Source organism: Acinetobacter sp. YH12226 (assembly GCF_013417805.1).
Classification (GTDB): domain Bacteria; phylum Pseudomonadota; class Gammaproteobacteria; order Pseudomonadales; family Moraxellaceae; genus Acinetobacter.
The window spans coordinates 82,593-100,711 of record NZ_VPDG01000011.1; the positions used below are offsets into that span (position 1 = coordinate 82,593).

The 18,119-nt window shown below is 42.3% G+C and carries 13 protein-coding genes; 6 read left to right on the top strand and 7 right to left on the bottom strand.

The features are described 5' to 3' along the window. Window position 1: 1 nt before the first annotated feature. A complete protein-coding gene (locus tag FTV08_RS11510) occupies window positions 2-1,225 on the bottom strand; it encodes a GGDEF domain-containing protein (protein ID WP_180087390.1) in 1,224 nt (407 codons plus the stop codon). A gap of 190 nt (window positions 1,226-1,415) precedes the next feature. Continuing rightward, complete coding sequence (locus tag FTV08_RS11515) at window positions 1,416-2,738, bottom strand: GGDEF domain-containing protein (protein ID WP_180087391.1); 1,323 nt, start codon at window positions 2,736-2,738, stop codon at window positions 1,416-1,418. A gap of 503 nt (window positions 2,739-3,241) precedes the next feature. Here FTV08_RS11515 and FTV08_RS11520 point away from each other — a divergent pair. Continuing rightward, on the top strand, window positions 3,242-4,189 hold the full coding sequence (locus tag FTV08_RS11520) for a pirin family protein (RefSeq protein WP_180087392.1): 948 nt from the start codon (window positions 3,242-3,244) through the stop codon (window positions 4,187-4,189). Window positions 4,190-4,349: 160 nt separating this feature from the next. Then, a complete protein-coding gene (locus FTV08_RS11525; RefSeq protein ID WP_180087393.1) occupies window positions 4,350-5,000 on the top strand; it encodes a glutathione S-transferase family protein in 651 nt (216 codons plus the stop codon). A gap of 46 nt (window positions 5,001-5,046) precedes the next feature. Here FTV08_RS11525 and phoR read toward each other — a convergent pair whose 3' ends face one another. The 3 genes from phoR to FTV08_RS11540 form a co-directional block, all read right to left on the bottom strand. Continuing rightward, window positions 5,047-6,405 (bottom strand): phosphate regulon sensor histidine kinase PhoR, encoded by a 1,359-nt coding sequence (phoR, locus tag FTV08_RS11530; protein ID WP_005264642.1) that lies wholly within the window; start codon window positions 6,403-6,405, stop codon window positions 5,047-5,049. 25 nt (window positions 6,406-6,430) lie between these two features. Beyond that, window positions 6,431-7,141 (bottom strand): phosphate regulon transcriptional regulator PhoB, encoded by a 711-nt coding sequence (gene phoB, locus FTV08_RS11535; protein ID WP_004280972.1) that lies wholly within the window; start codon window positions 7,139-7,141, stop codon window positions 6,431-6,433. 249 nt (window positions 7,142-7,390) lie between these two features. Beyond that, complete coding sequence (locus tag FTV08_RS11540; RefSeq protein ID WP_004732638.1) at window positions 7,391-8,068, bottom strand: TetR/AcrR family transcriptional regulator; 678 nt, start codon at window positions 8,066-8,068, stop codon at window positions 7,391-7,393. Between the two features lie 223 nt (window positions 8,069-8,291). Here FTV08_RS11540 and FTV08_RS11545 point away from each other — a divergent pair, with 223 nt between their 5' ends. Then, window positions 8,292-9,140, top strand: coding sequence for an SDR family oxidoreductase (locus FTV08_RS11545; RefSeq protein WP_180087394.1), 849 nt, complete (start codon window positions 8,292-8,294; stop codon window positions 9,138-9,140). Between the two features lie 117 nt (window positions 9,141-9,257). On the opposite strand, the gene FTV08_RS11550 is transcribed toward FTV08_RS11545, so the two are convergent. Both FTV08_RS11550 and FTV08_RS11555 read right to left on the bottom strand, forming a co-directional pair. Beyond that, window positions 9,258-10,622: an MATE family efflux transporter gene (locus FTV08_RS11550; protein WP_005249600.1), complete on the bottom strand. Its 1,365-nt coding sequence runs from the start codon at window positions 10,620-10,622 to the stop codon at window positions 9,258-9,260. A gap of 128 nt (window positions 10,623-10,750) precedes the next feature. After that, window positions 10,751-11,905, bottom strand: a complete 1,155-nt coding sequence (locus tag FTV08_RS11555; protein ID WP_180087395.1) for a methionine aminotransferase — start codon at window positions 11,903-11,905, stop codon at window positions 10,751-10,753. A 246-nt stretch (window positions 11,906-12,151) separates the two neighbouring features. Between FTV08_RS11555 and FTV08_RS11560 the strand changes: the two genes are divergently transcribed. Genes FTV08_RS11560 through FTV08_RS11570 form a run of 3 tightly spaced genes read left to right on the top strand, consistent with a single transcriptional unit; the run spans window position 12,152 to window position 18,050 of the window. Then, window positions 12,152-14,956: a type VI secretion system Vgr family protein gene (locus FTV08_RS11560; RefSeq protein ID WP_180087396.1), complete on the top strand. Its 2,805-nt coding sequence runs from the start codon at window positions 12,152-12,154 to the stop codon at window positions 14,954-14,956. Between the two features lie 9 nt (window positions 14,957-14,965). Next, the gene (locus FTV08_RS11565; RefSeq protein ID WP_180087397.1) at window positions 14,966-17,185 is read left to right on the top strand and encodes a LysM peptidoglycan-binding domain-containing protein; all 2,220 of its coding nucleotides are present in this window, start codon (window positions 14,966-14,968) and stop codon (window positions 17,183-17,185) included. 19 nt (window positions 17,186-17,204) lie between these two features. Then, window positions 17,205-18,050: a hypothetical protein gene (locus FTV08_RS11570; protein WP_180087398.1), complete on the top strand. Its 846-nt coding sequence runs from the start codon at window positions 17,205-17,207 to the stop codon at window positions 18,048-18,050. The last annotated feature ends 69 nt before the right edge of the window (window positions 18,051-18,119 follow it).

Genomic DNA, 18,119 nt, shown 5'->3' on the forward strand with positions numbered 1-18,119 from the left:
TTTAAGCCGGTTTAACCTGCCAGTTTTGCATCTCTCCAGCTAAACTTTGCTCCAGATCTGGATCATAAGCTTCAACCCGATTCCGTCCATTGGCTTTAGCCTGATATAAGGCAATATCGGCTTGTTTAATCAGTGTCATCAAATCTGTTTCACAGCTTTCCAGAATGGCAGCACCAATCGAAATGCTAAAACTGAAACGATGTTGGCTATCCAGATCGATCACAATATTTTCAATTTTATGCCTTAAGCGCTCGGCAACTTTTAGTGCTTCATCCAGAGAAGTTTCGGGTAAAAACGCAATAAATTCTTCACCCCCATAGCGTGCCAAAATATCTTGCTGCCGCATTTCGCTGTGTGTATTTAGGGCAATCGTCTGTAAGACCTGATCTCCGATATCATGACCATAACGATCATTAATCTGCTTGAAATGATCGACATCAAAGACCAGTAAACTCATAGGCAGCGGTTGATCAAAATTTTGCTGTACCAGTTGCTGCGCGAGATATTCAAAACAGCGACGGTTATTCAGGCCAGTGAGTGAGTCGGTATGGGCCATATTTTCAAAGGCCTGCCGATTATATTCATTCAGGGTATGCTGCAAAAATACCATGCGTGATTTTAAGGTCGAGCTCCAGCTAATATATAGACTGAAGGTCAATACTGGCAGATAAATCAGGGAAAATAAAAACATCTGGTACAGGTCAGATCGAGTATTGAAATATACACCGATGTAAATCATCAAAGTAATCAGACTCGAAGTAATCAAAGACGGCCAGAACCGGATCTGCACACATAAATTGGCCAACACAATAAAAACCAAGGAGGCATATTGATAAATGAGGGTATAAGCACTTTCAGACTGATTTAGATTAAAAAACCAGATGGCACTTGCGCCAATAATTGAGGTAGGTAAGAGTAAATCAAACACAGGTAAATTGCGGTAAGAGTGGTACATCCAGATCGTGATCAATACGATCAGGATGGTATAGCTGATTTTGGTCAAAATGAGCAACTTGAGAATATCATTCAGCACCAGAATATCGGCGAGGGTATAAGAGGCATATGCCAGCTGTGCGAATAAATTAACCTGTAACAAGTATTTTAAAGTGAGCTTTTTTTGATGGGCATAGTAGGCCGGTTTTAAAGGCGCAGGAATACGGACAAGCGGATCTTGAAGAGCCTCCTGAATCAGGGTACGTGATTCCTTTTCTTTATCATGCGGCATGCAGCCTTCCCAAATTAAAATATATAAAAATGAATAAGATGAAATTTATATATAGTTGTATAAAAAATATTCTATTCTTTTGTTAGATATTTTAAAAGTGGAAGAATCAAATTTATTTTATAAAATAAAATCCCCGATTAACGCATTCTAAGAATGATCCTAGCTTATAGAGCAGACCAATGATCCAGCTTTAATTCGCCGTTGACTGGGCTGGTTGAGTGCCTGGCTTAAATACATTCCAGGGATTTTCTGTCGCAGGCTTGGGCTTATTCAGCATATCGGGATGATAGACCTCAATCCGGTTTCGGCCAGACTTCTTGGCCTGATACAAGGCAATATCGGCTTGTTTGATCAGGTCTTCCAGGGGTTGGGTATGGGATTCTAGTTCTGCAACACCGATCGAAATGGTGAACCGGATGGCATGATTGGATTCAACATAAATATACTGCTTTTGAATTGCACAACGAATTCGTTCTGCAATAACCAGGCTGTCTTGTAGCTGAGTATCTTCCAGGAGAGCGATAAACTCTTCCCCGCCAAAACGTGCCAGTACATCGCTATGCCGCATTTCTTTACGGGTCACTTCAGCAATCAGTTGTAGCACCCGATCACCGACATCATGCCCATAGCTATCATTAATATTTTTAAAATGATCCACATCAAACATCAGCAGGCAGCTACTGGCATGTTTAGGCCATTGATGAATAGAGCGTTCAGCCATATCGACAAAATGGCGACGGTTGTAGAGCTGAGTCAAATCATCGGTATGTGCCAGATTCTTTAAGGTTTGATAGTTCCATTCATCGAGTAGGGAGCGCAGAAAAGAACGCCGTACATTCAGAATGTTATTCCAGTTAATATAGATGCTAAAAAACCACAGTGGACTAAAGACCACGCTAAAAATAAAGGCTTGAGAAGCACTCATGAACTGGGTCACCCCAAGCATGATAAACAGGGCAATCAAGATGGAGCAATAGACTGCGACTTTAAACTGGGTCTGCACACAGAGATTGGCGATGAGAATAAAGATCGCAGAGGCATAAATATAGGTGGCAACATGGGGACTGGTTGAAAGCGCGAGTAAGCCAATCCAGGCCGCTGCAGCTACAGTGGTGCCTATCGGCAAGATTCTGTCCAGAATCTGAATATTTTTATGTTTTTTAAACAGGTAATAACAGCAAAACATCGCCCCCAGAACCAGAACGACGCGCATCAGACCAGAAATAAAAAACATGTCTGGAATAATCAGGATATCGGCAAAGAAATACAGTAAAAAGGCAATTTGCGCCAGATAGTTAATTTGACGCAAGTTATGATGACTATGCGTATAGACATAATCATGAAAATACTGCTGAAACAGGGCAGGGATACGGGCATGAGGATCTGTCAGCGCCTGTTCAATCAGCTGACGGTTTTGCAGATCACATTCAGATAATTTCAGTGATTTATCGGTCGTCGAATTTTGAAAAGATACATTCGCCGTTGAATATATATTCTCATTCTGAGCAGACATGTCCTGATCCAGTATTATTTTTATAGGTGCCTATTATGCCGTGGTTGAGTAAAAAATAACCTCCCAAAAATTGGGTATCCGGGAAATTTTTAAAGCTAAAACGTAACAAAATTTGTGTTTTGTAAAAGTGAAAGTAATTGAAATACATGAACAATCATCTTATTCATGGAGGTCTTTGGATGTTGTTGATTCGTTTCACGTGAAACATGGATGAATGACATTCTTGGAGCTTCAGTTTATTTAGACTCATAACGCCATGTGCCTAAATCATGATTGCCTTGCTAAAGCTCAAGTTTGGGGCTTTGGATACAAATCTCATCCGCCTTTCAGGATTTAAATTGATGAGACTAGTGAGGCGTTTTATACGTATCTAAATATTTCCAAGGATAGATTTTGCCCATAGACCCTGTACATTGTCCTGAACAGAGAGGCATCTTAGATCGGTCAAATGCATGTCTCACCCACTCAAAAAGTAGAATGAAAATGCCGAGGTAAGCTCAGCCATGTCGAATAATAGTGATATTGAACTGTCGAATTCCGATGATTGTGAAAAGTATGTGAATCAGTTTATTCAGGAGTTTCCTTTGCGTCGTGCAGAAATCGGGCAGGGTACCGTGATTAAACGTGCCTTACCGAGCCGACATAAACGCATGATTGGTGCCTGGTGTTTTCTGGATCATGCGGGTCCGGCCAGTTTTCCGCAAGGAGATGGTCTGGATATCGGACCACATCCGCACATTGGTCTGCAGACCTTTACATGGATGATCGAAGGCAGCATGATGCACAATGACAGTCTGGGAAATCAGCAGTTGATTCGTCCCAAGCAGGTCAATCTGATGACCTCGGGTTATGGCATTTCACATACCGAAGTCTCTCCTGAAAGTGAGACACATATGCATGCAGCACAGTTATGGATTGCCTTGCCGGATGACAAGATCAATATGGCACCAGGTTTTGACCATTATCCTGAATTGCCGGTCGTCAATGAGCAAGGCATTGAATTTACCGTGCTGGTCGGAGAATATTTAAAAACGAGATCACCGGTTAAAGTACATAGCGAACTACTCGGAGTAGACCTGTATGCAGCTCAAAGTACTAGTGCGCGCTTGCCTCTGAATCCGAAATTTGAATATGGCTTTATGGTGCTTGAGGGGACGGCCAGTATAAATGGGCATGAACTAAATGAAGATAATATGCTGATCCTGGAGCCCGGCTTACAGCAGGTCAATGCTGAAGTTCATGCCGGGAGCCGGGTGCTATTGATTGGTGGGGAGCCATTTGAAAGCCCGATTTTACTGTGGTGGAATTTGGTCGGGCGCACGACAGAGGAACTTAAAATTGCGCGGGAACAATGGATTGAGGGTCATGAACGTTTTGGTTCCATTCCTGCCTATGATGGACCACGTTTAGAAGCGCCCGCATTTCCAGACCAGATGCGGGCTTCCCGATAAATGCTAAAAATGATGGGAATATGGAACGCTGTCTGAGTTGAACTCAAATAATGAATCTGCAACATAGGATACATATCATTACAGTCATCAAAAAATGAGCTAGAGTCTGCTGCTTTTTGCTATGCTCAGTGGGCAAAAACAATAAAATCATGAGTCTAATATGCGTGTTTTACATCATCTCGAACAATCACGATCATTTCGTATCCTGTGGGCCATGGAAGAATTAGGACTGGATTGCGAGGTTAAATACTATAAACGTCAGCCCAACCTTTCTGCGCCACCGGCCTTAAAACAGATCCATCCGTTGGGCAAAGCCCCGATTCTGGTCGATCAGGGTCAGGTACTGGCAGAATCTGCGGCGATCCTGGAATATTTGCAGGAAACTTATGATGAAAAGCAGCAGTTTCGCCCAGAAGATATTGCCGAAAAGGCCCAGTACCGTTACTGGATGCATTATGCGGAAGGCTCGTTAATGCCGCTGCTGGTGATGCAACTGGTAATGACCACAGTGCCTAAACATACCCCGTTGCTGATTCGACCAGTCGCCAAAAAAATCTGTGATGGAGTGAAGAAGCAGTTTGTACAGAGCCGTTTAAAAGATCATATCCAGTTTCTGGAAAGCTATTTGAGCGAGCATGATTATTTTGCCGGCCATTTCAGTTTTGCCGATATTCAGATGAGTTTTCCTTTGGAGGCTATGCAGAGCCGGACGGGTCAAAGCTATCCAGCGATTCAGGCCTATCTGAAACGGGTGTCGCAACGTGCTGCCTATGCGCGTGCACTATCCAAAGAAAAACAGATCAGCTCTTAAACGCTTAAAAGAAAAGGTGCCGATGGCACCTTTTTTGATGGTTATATTACTCTGGAAAGCTGAGACGTTCTTTAGGGAAAACTACCTTAAAAGTGGAACCTTGGTTTTCCTTGGACTCAATTTCCAGATGTGCCTGATGTTGCATCAGCACATGTTTAACAATTGCCAATCCCAAACCGGTACCACCAGTCCGGCGGCTACGGTCTGAATCGATGCGGTAAAAACGCTCGGTTAGTCGTGGCAGATGTTTGGGATCAATGCCGATACCATTATCTTGCACCACAAAATAGGCGGATTCACCATCATCATGCCAGCCGATGGTGATTGTGCCACCTTTAGGCGTGTACTTAATGGCATTGGTGATCAGGTTGCTAAAGGCGCTGGCCAGTTCCATATCTGAACCGATCAGATCACAATGACTGTCAATGTCCAGATTCAGGGTATGACCATAATCAATATTATAGGCCTGGGCATCATCGAATAGCTGGTTCATCAGACTCGGCATTTCAATGATCTGGTTTTTGGCAATATTCTTATCATTTTCCAGACGTGACAGCAGCAGCAGGTCGTTGACCAGTGCATTCATGCGTCGGGTCTGTGACTGCATCTGATCAAAAGCGCGTTTCCAGCGTGGATTAATATCTTCCTGATCGGTAAAGGTTTCAATATAGCCACTGAGCACGGTCAAAGGAGTGCGCAGTTCATGTGAAATATTATCGACAAAATCCTTTCGCATCTGTTCCAGATTGTGCATCCGGGTCACATCATAAGCAACCAGTACCCGGCTTTCTCCACCAAAACGGGTCATTTTGACCTGCACATAATGGTCTTCAAACAGCGAAGAACGCATTTTTAGGCCGTCGGGAGATTCATCAATATGGTGATAATATTCGATAAAGCTCGGTTGGCGTAGCAAGGTCAGGATATTACGGCGACGGTCATCGCTCGAAATTCCGAGCAGACGTTCAGCCGCCGGATTCCACCATTCAATCTGCTGGTTTTCATCAAGCAGCACCACAGCTTCTTGCAAGGCCACTAGCGAAGATTGTGCACGATCAATCAGTTCGACCATTTCCGCCTGAACAATCCGTTCCTGACGTTGGGCACGATAAACATTGAAAAGTAGCGCACCCCAAATCCCGCCAATATTCGGTGGAACATCATAGGGGCGGTTGGAAATCCATTCATTGACCAGATATAAGGAACGCATTTGGGTTGCAAAGAACGCCACGAAGGCAATTACGATACAAATCCAGAAATACCCAATCCCAAAACCGATAAAGCTGGCGATAATCAGGAAAAAAGCCAGTAAGCGTAAATCCTGCTTCGCAAAATCCCATAAACTGCTGTAACGGATTCTTTTGTGTTCGCGTGCCAGTTCGGGGACAGGGTAGGGTTCATACATAAAACAAGATTTACCTTAAAAGATATTAACCTAAAGCGACATCTGAACGGGTCGAAAAGCGATAGCCCGTTCCACGAACGGTCTGTACAAAACGGTCTACACCATAAGGTTCCAGCACTTTACGCAGGCGGCGGATATGCACATCGATAGTCCGGTCTTCAATATAGACGTTACCGCCCCACACCTGATCCAGCAATTGCGCACGGGTATAGGCACGTTCAGGATGGGTCATGAAGAATGCCAGCAAGCGGTATTCAGTTGGCCCCATTTCCAGAATGTTGTTACCAAAATTCACCCGCTGGCTGACCGGATCCAGAATCAGGCCATTGGCATCAATGGTTTTTTCACCGCTCAGGGCATTGGCGCGGCGCAGTACTGCCTTAATCCGCGAGACCAGTTCCCGGGTCGAGAATGGCTTGGTCATGTAGTCATCGGCACCGGCATCCAGACCTTGTACCTTGTGGTCTTCTTCACCGCGCGCTGTGAGCATGATCACCGGAATTTCTGACAGGCTTTCATCACGTTTCAAACGACGACACAGATCCACACCGCTGACACCACCAGGCATCATCCAGTCCAGCAAAATCAGTGCCGGACGCTGATCCACAATCATCTGATGCGCCTGCTTGGCATCTTCTGCCTGTAAGCACTGAAAACCGGCCATATCCAGAGAGGTATGGATCATTTCCCGAATCGGGAGCTCGTCATCGACGATTAATATGTAGTCATCTTTCACAACGCAATACCCTATTTCATGTAAACGGTGAACCGTTTTATATTTATGACAGGCTTATTACAAAGACTAATTATGACAGTATCATTGCAGAAAGGGAAAAACTGCTGAAATTCGAAAAGATTTGTGACAAATATAGCGCAGAAACTTGTTAAAAAATCATAAATTAATTTTACTCATTTCCGTAGTGCAGCATAAATTTGTAACTCACTGGTAAATGCAGGAAAGCCTATTAAGCACAGGATTTAACAGTTATTTTTTCTCTGAAAATGACTCGAGCAGCGCCAAAAAAACCACACTACAGGATGATAAAACTTCCTCAAGCGAATGCTTAAAACCGCTCATCACCCAACGAATGGCAATTTGGGTGACATAACCATTTAAACCGGTCGACACCAGTGAAATTTCCTGCTCACTGCGATTTAACTGCGGCATCATCAACATGACAAAGGCGTGAATCATGCGGTCGAAACGTGACATGGTTTCATGAATGGTGGCCTGATTATGCAGTTCCTGCACCAGCATGGCATCGATATAAATGATCCGTGCCATACGTGGATTGTCACGCAAGGTAGTGAGTAGGGCAGTCAGACCCGCTTCGATCATTTTTTTCGGATCACTCGATGCCTGCATCATGGCCTGCATGACATTCTGTTGCAGCTCATCAATCAGTTTTAAAAAGATGGTCTGAAACAGATGCTCGCTTTTCTTGAAGGATTCGTAAAAATAGCGCTCGGTTAGTTTGGCTTCATTGCAGATATCTTTGACCGTGACTGAAAAAAAACCATAACTGCCATAGGCTTCAATCCCGGCTTCGATGAGCTTTTCACGACGTGCCTGCTGCCGTTCAGCCATCGACAGGCCTTTAAACTGACGCTCCTTGGTTTTGGAGGGTCGTGATTTTGCTGCTGAGTCGATTGAATCGGTCATAAGGCCTGTGTGCTCATCTGCATGAAGATTTTGAATATCTTAGCAATAAATCACGCTTAGACCTATATAGAAATGCTGCCCTGAAATTTGGCCTCTAAGGACATGGGATAATTATTGACAATATATATTGTCAAAACTATATTGAGGATCTGTGCTAGCTCCTGAAACAACAGAACAAGATCCTGCTGTCATGGAATGGCAGTGGTTTACATAAGGAAATTGAATGAAAAATTTTAAAAATAAAGTCGCTGCGATTACCGGTGCCGGTTCAGGTATTGGTCAGCAACTGGCAGTATTACTGGCTCAGCAGGGTTGTCATTTGGCGCTGAGTGATATCAATGAACAGGGTCTGGCGCAAACGCTCGAATTGCTCAAAGAGAGTGATGTTCGTGTCACCATTCAGAAAGTAAACGTAGCTGAATTGGAACAGGTACATAACTGGGCGGCACAGGTTGAACAGGATCATGGCAGTGTCAATATGATCTTTAACAACGCTGGCGTTGCGCTGGGTTCAACCGTTGAAGGGGCATCTTATGAAGAACTAGAATGGATCGTCGGAATCAATTTCTGGGGCGTGGTGTATGGCACCAAAGAATTTCTGCCACTGATCAAGAAAACTGGCGATGGCCATATCATCAATATTTCCAGCCTGTTTGGTCTGACTGCTCAACCGACCCAGTCTGCTTATAATGCGACCAAGTTTGCGGTACGTGGTTTTACTGAATCCTTGCGTCAGGAACTGGATCTAGAAAATTGTGGAGTGAGTGCACTGTGTGTACATCCGGGCGGTATCCGTACCAATATTGCCAATGCGGCAAAAATGAATAACAGTCTGCTGACTTTAGGTATGAATCCGGAAAAATCAGCCCGTAATTTTAATAAATTATTGCGTTGTCCACCTGCAGAAGCCGCTCGTCAAATTCTGGAGGCGGTACAAAAAGACAAACGCCGTCTGCTGATTGGTAATGATGCCAAAGCAATTGACCTGATCCAGCGGATCTTGCCAACTGGTTATCAGCATGTCACTGCACTGGCGACCCAGTTTGGTAAAAAGAAGAAAAAGTCTGCTTAAAAAAATGCAAAACAGACCCGCGAAAGCGGGTTTTTTTATCGCTGTGATAGGGGCTAATTTTTTGCAAAGGAGAGTATTAACTACTGTAATGCTTTAGGCACGTAAAAAAACCTGCATTTAAATCAACGCTTCAACCGTTTTTTTCTTCCAGACAAACTGATAATACAGTCCCTGCAAAATACACAGGCTGACAAAGGCCAACGCATAGGCATACCAGATACCTTCCAGACCCCACCACCGGCTAAACAGATAAGCGGCGGGAACTTCAATACAGAGAATGGCAAAAATGTTGATTAACATTGGCACGGTCACCGTACCACTCGAGCGCATGATCGAAGCAAAAATGGCACTGGCACCAAAGAACAGAATCGACCACAGCACAATAAACAGCAGTTGTTGTCCCAGTACTACAACCTTAGGATCGGTAATAAACAGCGCCATCAGATATTTGGAGAACAGGTAGGCCAGAATCACCAGACCGCCGGTAAACAGGATATTCATACTCAGCGCAGTCCGGGTCACTTTATTGAGCAGATCCGATTTACCTGCGCCAATCGCTTGCGCACCAAATACAGATGCGGCAATTGCAATCGACAAAGCCGGAAATTGAATATAATTTAAGACCTGATTGACTGCACCATAGGCCGCTGTTGCTTCTGCGCCATAGCGGTTGACCAGTCCGACAATTACCAGTCCGGCAACTGAAGTCGTGACCATTTGCACACCAGTAGGAACCCCCAGTTTCAAGATCATTCTGCTCAACTGTGGTTGATGACGAATATTTTTTAATAAGGCCCAGTCCAGCTTGAGCGGATGTTGCCTATAGTTCAAATACAGGATTAAAAACAACAGAACCGCCAGATTTCCCAGAATGGTGGCAATCGCCGGTGAGATAATGCCCATTTTAGGAAAGCCAAAATAACCGGCAATCAGGACCGGTGTCACCACCAAACCGACCCCAATGGTAAGTGCGGAAGCAAACAGGGGCGTGGTACTATCCCCAACACCGCGCAAGATGGAAGTATAAATAATATAGATAAAAATTAAGGGACTACCCGCCAGCATCCATTGTACATAGGGCAAGGACAAATGCATTACATCAGGATCTGTGCCAAGGGCCAAAAGAATATTCTCAGCAAAAATTACCCCGAAAAGCGCAATCAAGCTGCCGCCAATCAAGGTCATAAATAAAGTTGAACCGACCACACAGCGCACTTTTTCTATATTTTTTCCACCCCAAGCCTGTCCAATCAGTACGGTAGAACCGGCAGACAAACCAATCACAAAGGCCATCAGACAAAACAGGATCGGGAAAAAAACGGCAACAGCAGCAATCGCATTCACTCCGAGCATTTGTCCCACAAAAACCGTATTGATCGTGCCGGAGAGACTTTGCAGGATATTGGTCGCAATTAATGGCAACAGAAAAACCAGAAAGGCTTTCCATAAATTCTGTTGATGAATCAGTGAGTGCTGTGCCATGCGACATCCTGTGATTGAATTATCATCTATTTATTGATGCAGCTATTATTCGGCAGAATATAAAAAAAAGCCTTAGCTTTTAAGTAACTAAGGCATTTATTTTATGAGATTTTTAGTTAAAAAATGAGTTAAACCTTTGAAAGAATTTGACCTGCCTGGATCAAGGTTTGTTCTTTTTTTGCAAAGCAGAACCTGAGCAGACGTAAATCTGCAGGGGGGTGTTGGTAGAACGCGGAGACTGGAATCGCCACAATCCCATGTTGTTCTGCCAGAAAATGGCACATGGACAGATCATCGAGCTCAGGCCGAATCTCTGAATAATCTAAGTTCTGAAAATAAGTTCCTTGAGAGGGTGTCCATTTAAAGCGTGACATTTCAATGGAGGAGTTAAATAAATCCCGTTTGTTTTGGTAGAAAGAGGACAGTTCGCGTATATGCTCAGGATGCAGTTGCATATATTCCGCCAAGGCGACCTGAACGGGTGTCACACCGCAGAAGCTGGCAAACTGATAAATCTGTCTGAACATTTTCATCAGTGCCGGTGCAGCAATACAAAATCCGGTTTTCCAGCCAGTGACATGGAAGGTTTTACCAAAAGAGCCAATCACGAAGCTACGCTCGCGAAGTTCTGGAAATGACCAGGCCGAATAGTGCTGAACGCCGTCAAAAACCAGATGTTCATAGACTTCATCGGACAGCACCACAATATTGCGCTCGCGAATCAGTTCGATCAGTTGCTGCCAGTCTGCCTTGGACCAGACACTCCCACTCGGGTTATGCGGAGTATTCACGACAATCATGCGGGTACGGTCATTAATGGCATCTTTGACCTGATTCCAGTCCACAGAAAAATCAGGATGCTGCAAAGCAATATGCACTGGCTTTGCCCCGACCAGTTGTACCGCAGGTCCATAACTGTCGTAGCTGGGATCGAAAATAATGACTTCTTCACCGGCGCGCACTGTGGCCTGAATGGCACAAAAAATCGCAATCGTGGCCCCAGGGGTAATCGTGATTTCCTCGACAGGGTCAATAATCAGTTGATCACGTTGCTGATAGAGATCTCCCACCAGACTTCGCAAGACTGGCAGACCATCTCCCGGGGCATACTGGTTAAATCCGTTCTGGCTGGCCCGGTTTAAAGCTTCAATCAAGGCAGGAGGCGCTGCAAAGTCCGGAAATCCTTGAGAAAGATTCAAGGCTCCGAGTTTTTGTGCCAAGGCCGACATGGTACTAAAAATGGTCACGCCCAAATTAGGTAATTTAGAAGGGAGTTCCAGCATGTCCTTGGCCTTGAAGAATGAGATCTGAATGAGTGTAACAGCAAGTTCCGTATAGGATAATCAGAAAAATAGGGAATATTGGGCAATATTTTTAATTAAGATGTACCACATGCAATTTAAGATTTTTAATTGAAGGGCCATAAATTAAAGGCCTAATTATGTGAAATGCATCGTGAACTGGACGAAATGGATAACTTTTCCTAAAATCTGCCGCACAATAATAAAGCTTAAAATTATAACTATAAAATGCCAAAACCTATCCATATGCTGGTGGAGCAGCTCGGGCTTAAGCGACAGCATCGTGCGCTACATTTACAGTTTTCACATCCTCCTTTAAATCATCAGGTTTTGATTCAGCGTATTGAGGGTCAGCATCAGATCAATCAAGGCCTGCAGGCTGAACTGATCTGTCTTTCCACTCATGCTCATATTGCCTTGAAACAGTTTATCGGCTGTCGGGTGGCCATTGATCAGGTCACAGACCGGGGTGAACTTTTCCGGACTACGGGCATTATTACTGCAGCCAGTCAAGGGCAGAATGATGGAGCTTTGACCCTGTATAAATTGACGCTAAATGATCCGACTGCACTCTGGCAGAAGCGCCGTAACAGTCGGGTTTTTATGAATAAGACGGTGCGCGAGATCAGTGAAATCCTGTTCAGTGAATGGCAAAACAGAAGTGTATTATTCGCGGCCAGTCTCAGCCTGGATTTGACAGGACTCAGCCGGGACTATGATGTCCGACCTTTTGTAATGCAGTCGAATGAATCGGATTATGATTTTCTGACCCGTTTATGGCGTAGCGAAGGAATTAACTGGCTGATTGATGAAAGGCAATTAACTGTGCCTGTATCAGCCAGCGAGATTCAAGATCAGCTTTTAAAACTGGTAGATCATTCCCAATATTTTTCAGCTTTAAAACGCCGCTCCATCCGGTTTCATCGCAGTCATGCCACCGAACAGCTCGACACGCTGAACAGTCTGATTGCGGTACGTCAGCTCAATCCGAATAGTACCCAGACCCAGCGTTGGCATGCCCAGCAACTTGCCCAGGATCAAAGCCAGCCTTTATTCAGTAATCATCAGCAAAGTGATATCCATGCAAATGCCACTCTTCAGCTTGAAGATGCGTGGAACATCAGTCCGGCTTGGACCGGCGACTTAAATCATGAGGATCAGGTGACAGCATCTGGTATAGCCCAACTGGATCGACTCAATCAGCAGCTCAGTGACTATCATGCTTTGCAGTCTAAATATTTTAAAGCCAGTAGCAGCGTACGAGATGCTCAGGTTGGATACTGGTTTGAACTGCAACAGCATCCTGAAATTGATCAGCATCCTGCCCATCAACGTGAATTTCTGATTTTAGCTAAGCGGTTTTATAACCAGAACAATTTACCCAAAGATATCTTATCTCAGCTGGACAGTTTGCTTGAGAAGAGCGGCTGGCAGATGACACAGGAGGAACGACAGGCCAATGAACTACAGATGGTGCGCCGTGAAATCCAGGTTGTTCCTGAGTACCACCCCTTCATTCATCGGCCTGCTGCATATCCGCAACGGGCTCGAGTGGTCGGACCTGAAGGTGAAACGATTCATGTCGATGCATGGGGGCGGGTGAAAGTTCGTTTTCTGTTTACCCGGAGTGAGGATCATCAGCATGATGGCGGCGCAGGTAGCAATGACAATGATAGCGATTCTGCTTGGGTGGATGTTTTGACCCCTTGGGCGGGTGAGGGTTATGGCATCAGGTTGCATCCGCGAATTGGCGAAATTGTAGTGATTGACTTCTTTGAAGGTGATATCGACCGGCCCTTTGTGGTGGGACGGATTCATGAAGCAGAACGGCATCCGACCATGTTTTTTGATGCAAAAGGAGAACTTCCTGCGACCAAAAAACTCAGTGGCATCCGTTCTCAGGAGGTCGATGGGGATGGCTTTAACCAGTTGCGTTTCGATGATACCCCTGAACAGATTAGTGCGCAGCTGCAAAGTAGTCATGCAGCCAGTCAGCTCAATCTGGGAAATCTAAGCCATCCTAAAGAAAGTGAAAGCAGCGAAGGTCGAGGAGAAGGTTTTGAACTAAGGACAGACCAGTGGGGTGCCATACGTGCAGGGAAAGGCTTGCTGATTTCCACTTATGGGCAAGAGTCAGCCGCAGGCAATCACCTGGATGCTGACTCAGCCAAAGAACAGCTTGAATCGAATCTCAATCATAGTAAAGCCTTGAGTGATATTGCAGAAAAACAGCAGACTGATCCGCTGGAATTTTTTGATAGTTTAAAACAGTTTCTGAATCAGATTGAAGCTGAAGACCGGGGCAAAGCTACTGCATTTAAACAGGCGGTGATGCTGTTAACCGCACCCCAATCGATTGCACTGAGCACAAAGGAAAATATCCATTTATCCGCTGATCAGCAAATCAATCAGAGTGCGGGGGACAATATTCATTTTTCCACACAGAAATCTTTAGTTGCTCATGCACAGGACCGGATCAGTTTGTTCGCTGCTCAAGAAGGCGTAAGTGTCTATGCAGCTCAAGGCAAAATTGAAATACAAGCCCAAGATGATGCAATTGAAGCGATTGCCCGCAAGGTAATCAAGCTTATTTCGACTGAAGACAAGATCGAAATCACCAGTCCGAAGGAGATAGTACTGACCGCTGGAGGGTCTCAAATTAAGATCAATGGCGGTGGAGTAATGGTCACAACTGGTGGAAAATTTGAGTGTAAGGCAGGGAAGCATAATTTTATGGGAGGGGCTAAAGTCTCTTATGAAATACCTCAGCTTCTGAATAATGCTTTATATAGCAATAGGCTAGATATATATGATCTATTTTGGCAGTCCGATTTCAGTTCAATAAATTATAAAGCTTTTATTCCTGATACTAATTCGTATATTTCAGGTCAGCTTGATACGCATGGTCGTACTGGAAAAATTACTACAGCTGATCCCTCTAAAGTAGAAATTTTGGTAGGGCTCAATGATGAATGGGGATTAAGTGTCCAAGGTTATGATGTTGATGACCTGATTGAGCAGAATAATAAATAGGATATAAAAATGACAAATAAGTCTTTAGCAACCATACAAATTCTAGATTTGTTAGGCAATCCAATTCCTAAAGTTCAATATGAAGTCAAAAATAGTAAGACAGGTCAACATGTAGTAAAGGGTTCTACCAATTCCAAGGGGTGCCTTTATGAAATTCAAAGAGACAAAGGAACGGTTTTAGACATATATGTCAAAAGCCTTTTGGGTGGAGGTATGAAAAAAGTTCAGACCTTCATAATGGCGAAAGACCGTATGCTGGTTACGGTTATAAGTCCTAAAATTCTCTTGGATTTAAAAACAGTAGAAAATAATGGAAATAAAGGAAGTTATAAACGTAAAACACATAAGGTTAAAAAAGGTGAAACTTTATCATCTATTGCACAACAGTATCACACCACAATCCGAGTGCTCGAAAGGCTGAATGGGATAAAAGATGTCAATAAAATCAGCATAGGACAAGTAATTAAACTTCCAATTAATATGCCTGCTACAGGAAATAATACAAGTATTGATAGAAAGCCAAACCCTCAAAAAAATGCTTCTCAGAATAATAAGTCTCAATCATCAGAGAAAAGTAAAAAAGAGACTAAACAGGCTGATAAAGGAATTGTGAATACAGTTGAAGAGTATGAGAAGAAAGCATTAGAGCAGCTTAATGAATGGTATGAAGAAGGTAAGAAAGCTTTATCGGATGCAATAAAAATTGATATGAAAGAGGATCGCAGTCAGGATGGCGGAACACCGAAAACTGATACTTCCAATTTATGTAAAACTAATCCTCAATGTATATCTCAAGGCAAAAGTGAACTTATTAGAGAGGTTAATATCAGGCTAGCAGGCTTTGGTGGCGCATTACCTACAGATGAATTTACTCCTTTAACAGCGGAATGTATAAAACAATTTCAACGGGATTATATGGGGGTTCCTGAAACTGGAAAAATATGCGGAAGTTTTTTAGCAGCTTTAGATAAGTTCCGTGATGAATATGGAATTGCTAAATTTATAGATTCTTTTAAATGTTCATGCGGTAAGTGTAGTGGATTTGGAATGAGACGGATCGGTACGTTTACATTCGAAAACTATCAGAAAACCTCAGGAAAATATGTAAAAGTTCAAAAAACTCTTAAGGAATCAGAAGGGATGCATCGAAGCCTTGTGTGGGGGTTAAAAGCAATGATGTTCTACTTTGATAAGAAAAGTAATCCTCAAGGATATAAAATATCTAAAATATCATCAGGTTATCGTTGTATAGATAATAACTTAAAAAAGAGAAGAGCTACAACTAATCATATGGGTACAGCTATAGATATAGTTATCTATAATAAAAATAGTCAAGTAGTTAGTCTAGATGAATTGGAAAATACAGTCAGAAAAGAATGGTTTTGCACATATTTAAACGCAACGATGGGGTGGTCGAATAATAGATTTGGATTAGAGCGCTTATCTCATGGAGCAACTACTTGGGTTCATTTAGACGTAAGAGAGTTTTCAGATGAATTTAAAATCGATAAGTTATTTTCCAAGACTGCAAATGGTTTAAATGGTGATTATCTAGTTAATTTGTTTAGAAGAGACGGTAAGGCTAGTACAATTTTAGGATGCACTGGACTTGCGGCTGCGCCTATGAACAGCCCAGCTTTAAAGGACAGTTCTTTAGAAGAATTGATCAAGCAACTAGGTTCTGCAATTTCACATGGTGAAGGGAATTACGAATCATACAATACAGGAACTATTAAGAATAAAGTGATACATTCCTTTTTGTATCCAGCAAAAGGTACAGTCACTAATAAAACAATTAATCAAATTATTGAAAGTTATACTTTGTCTCCTAGAGATACTTCTAGAATGTTTGCGGTGGGTAAATATCAGATAACTCCAGATCCTATGAGAGAGGCAAAATTAAAACTTAAACTAAGCGGAAATGAGAAATTTGATGAAAATCTACAAGAAAGAATTTTTCGAGATTACCTGATTCCTTCGAAAAGGCCTAAACTAGGAAATTTTGTTCTTAAAGGGATTGGAAATACGGAAGATGCTCAATATGAAGCAGCAAAAGAATGGGCATCCATCGCTACTCCAAAAGGCTATCAAATTAGCCAAAACTGTGGTGGTCATGTTTCAGATGGCACTAAATCTTTTTATGAAAGTACTGCTAATCATGCTAATAAAAAATCAACAGAAATGGTTAAAGAAATTTTAGAAAAAATTAATAAATATCATAAACAATAGTAGACGTGTGAGATATAGAATGAATAAAAAAATTAGTATATTATTATTTTTTGGTTTTTTTTGTATGGTGGGTGGTAATGCAAAAGTAATTGAAAGTAATAAGGCATCAAAAATAAAAGTACAGCCTTGTGGATTTGACTATGATATTGACAATTATTATTGTAAAGCTGAAAATATAAAGTTATATGAAAATAATATTGGTAAAAATGTAAATTACAATAAAAATTATACAGTTATTAAAATTGATGATGGGAAGTATACTCGACTAGCGGCTTTGAACCAAAAAACATTAATTATCTATCCCTTGAATTATAAAATTGAAAAAGAAAAATCACAAATTAAATTCTCCAGTTCCAATGGAAATTTATGTGTTACCGGTAATTTATATAGCTATCGGAATACTTATAATGATTCAAAAATATGCTTTAGAATTATAGAGGATGCATTTGTAAAAATAAGCATTGATGAAAATATAAAATATATAAGTTTATCTAACTTTAAACAAATTTTGTTGCCAAATTCTTCAGATTACTTTAATCAATGTTTGAAAATTAATTCGAAAAATAAGTGTGAGAAACTTAGTGACTCAGAAAATCATATTTATAGATTTGATGAGATAAAGAAAAACTCTCAAGAAATAGGAGATGTTTTAAATAATGAAAAAATAAAAAAACTGAATTTAGATGGTTTTAAATTTTTACCTTATTCAGAAAAATCTCAATATTTAATAGGTGAAAAATATGAAGATACAGATGAAGAGTCTTCATCTGTATATTATCTCATTAAAATAAAGCCTGATATTGAAGTGGCTTTGTTGCACAAAGCTATTCTTGAGGGCTTCTTTAGCAATATAATTTCCAGATGAAGAAGCCTGCACCTAAAACTTACCGTACAACCAATTGGTCCTCGTATAACCAAGCTTTAATCAAGCGAG

Excerpts from the sequence above, each read along its gene's own strand:
- FTV08_RS11510 (WP_180087390.1), bottom strand. The coding sequence starts at position 1,225 with ATGCCGCATGATAAAGAAAAGGAATCACGTACCCTGATTCAGGAGGCT.
- FTV08_RS11515 (WP_180087391.1), bottom strand. The coding sequence starts at position 2,738 with ATGTCTGCTCAGAATGAGAATATATATTCAACGGCGAATGTATCTTTT.
- FTV08_RS11520 (WP_180087392.1), top strand. The coding sequence starts at position 3,242 with ATGTCGAATAATAGTGATATTGAACTGTCGAATTCCGATGATTGTGAA.
- FTV08_RS11525 (WP_180087393.1), top strand. The coding sequence starts at position 4,350 with ATGCGTGTTTTACATCATCTCGAACAATCACGATCATTTCGTATCCTG.
- phoR (WP_005264642.1), bottom strand. The coding sequence starts at position 6,405 with ATGTATGAACCCTACCCTGTCCCCGAACTGGCACGCGAACACAAAAGA.
- FTV08_RS11540 (WP_004732638.1), bottom strand. The coding sequence starts at position 8,068 with ATGACCGATTCAATCGACTCAGCAGCAAAATCACGACCCTCCAAAACC.
- FTV08_RS11545 (WP_180087394.1), top strand. The coding sequence starts at position 8,292 with ATGAAAAATTTTAAAAATAAAGTCGCTGCGATTACCGGTGCCGGTTCA.
- FTV08_RS11550 (WP_005249600.1), bottom strand. The coding sequence starts at position 10,622 with ATGGCACAGCACTCACTGATTCATCAACAGAATTTATGGAAAGCCTTT.
- FTV08_RS11555 (WP_180087395.1), bottom strand. The coding sequence starts at position 11,905 with ATGCTGGAACTCCCTTCTAAATTACCTAATTTGGGCGTGACCATTTTT.
- FTV08_RS11560 (WP_180087396.1), top strand. The coding sequence starts at position 12,152 with ATGCCAAAACCTATCCATATGCTGGTGGAGCAGCTCGGGCTTAAGCGA.
- FTV08_RS11565 (WP_180087397.1), top strand. The coding sequence starts at position 14,966 with ATGACAAATAAGTCTTTAGCAACCATACAAATTCTAGATTTGTTAGGC.
- FTV08_RS11570 (WP_180087398.1), top strand. The coding sequence starts at position 17,205 with ATGAATAAAAAAATTAGTATATTATTATTTTTTGGTTTTTTTTGTATG.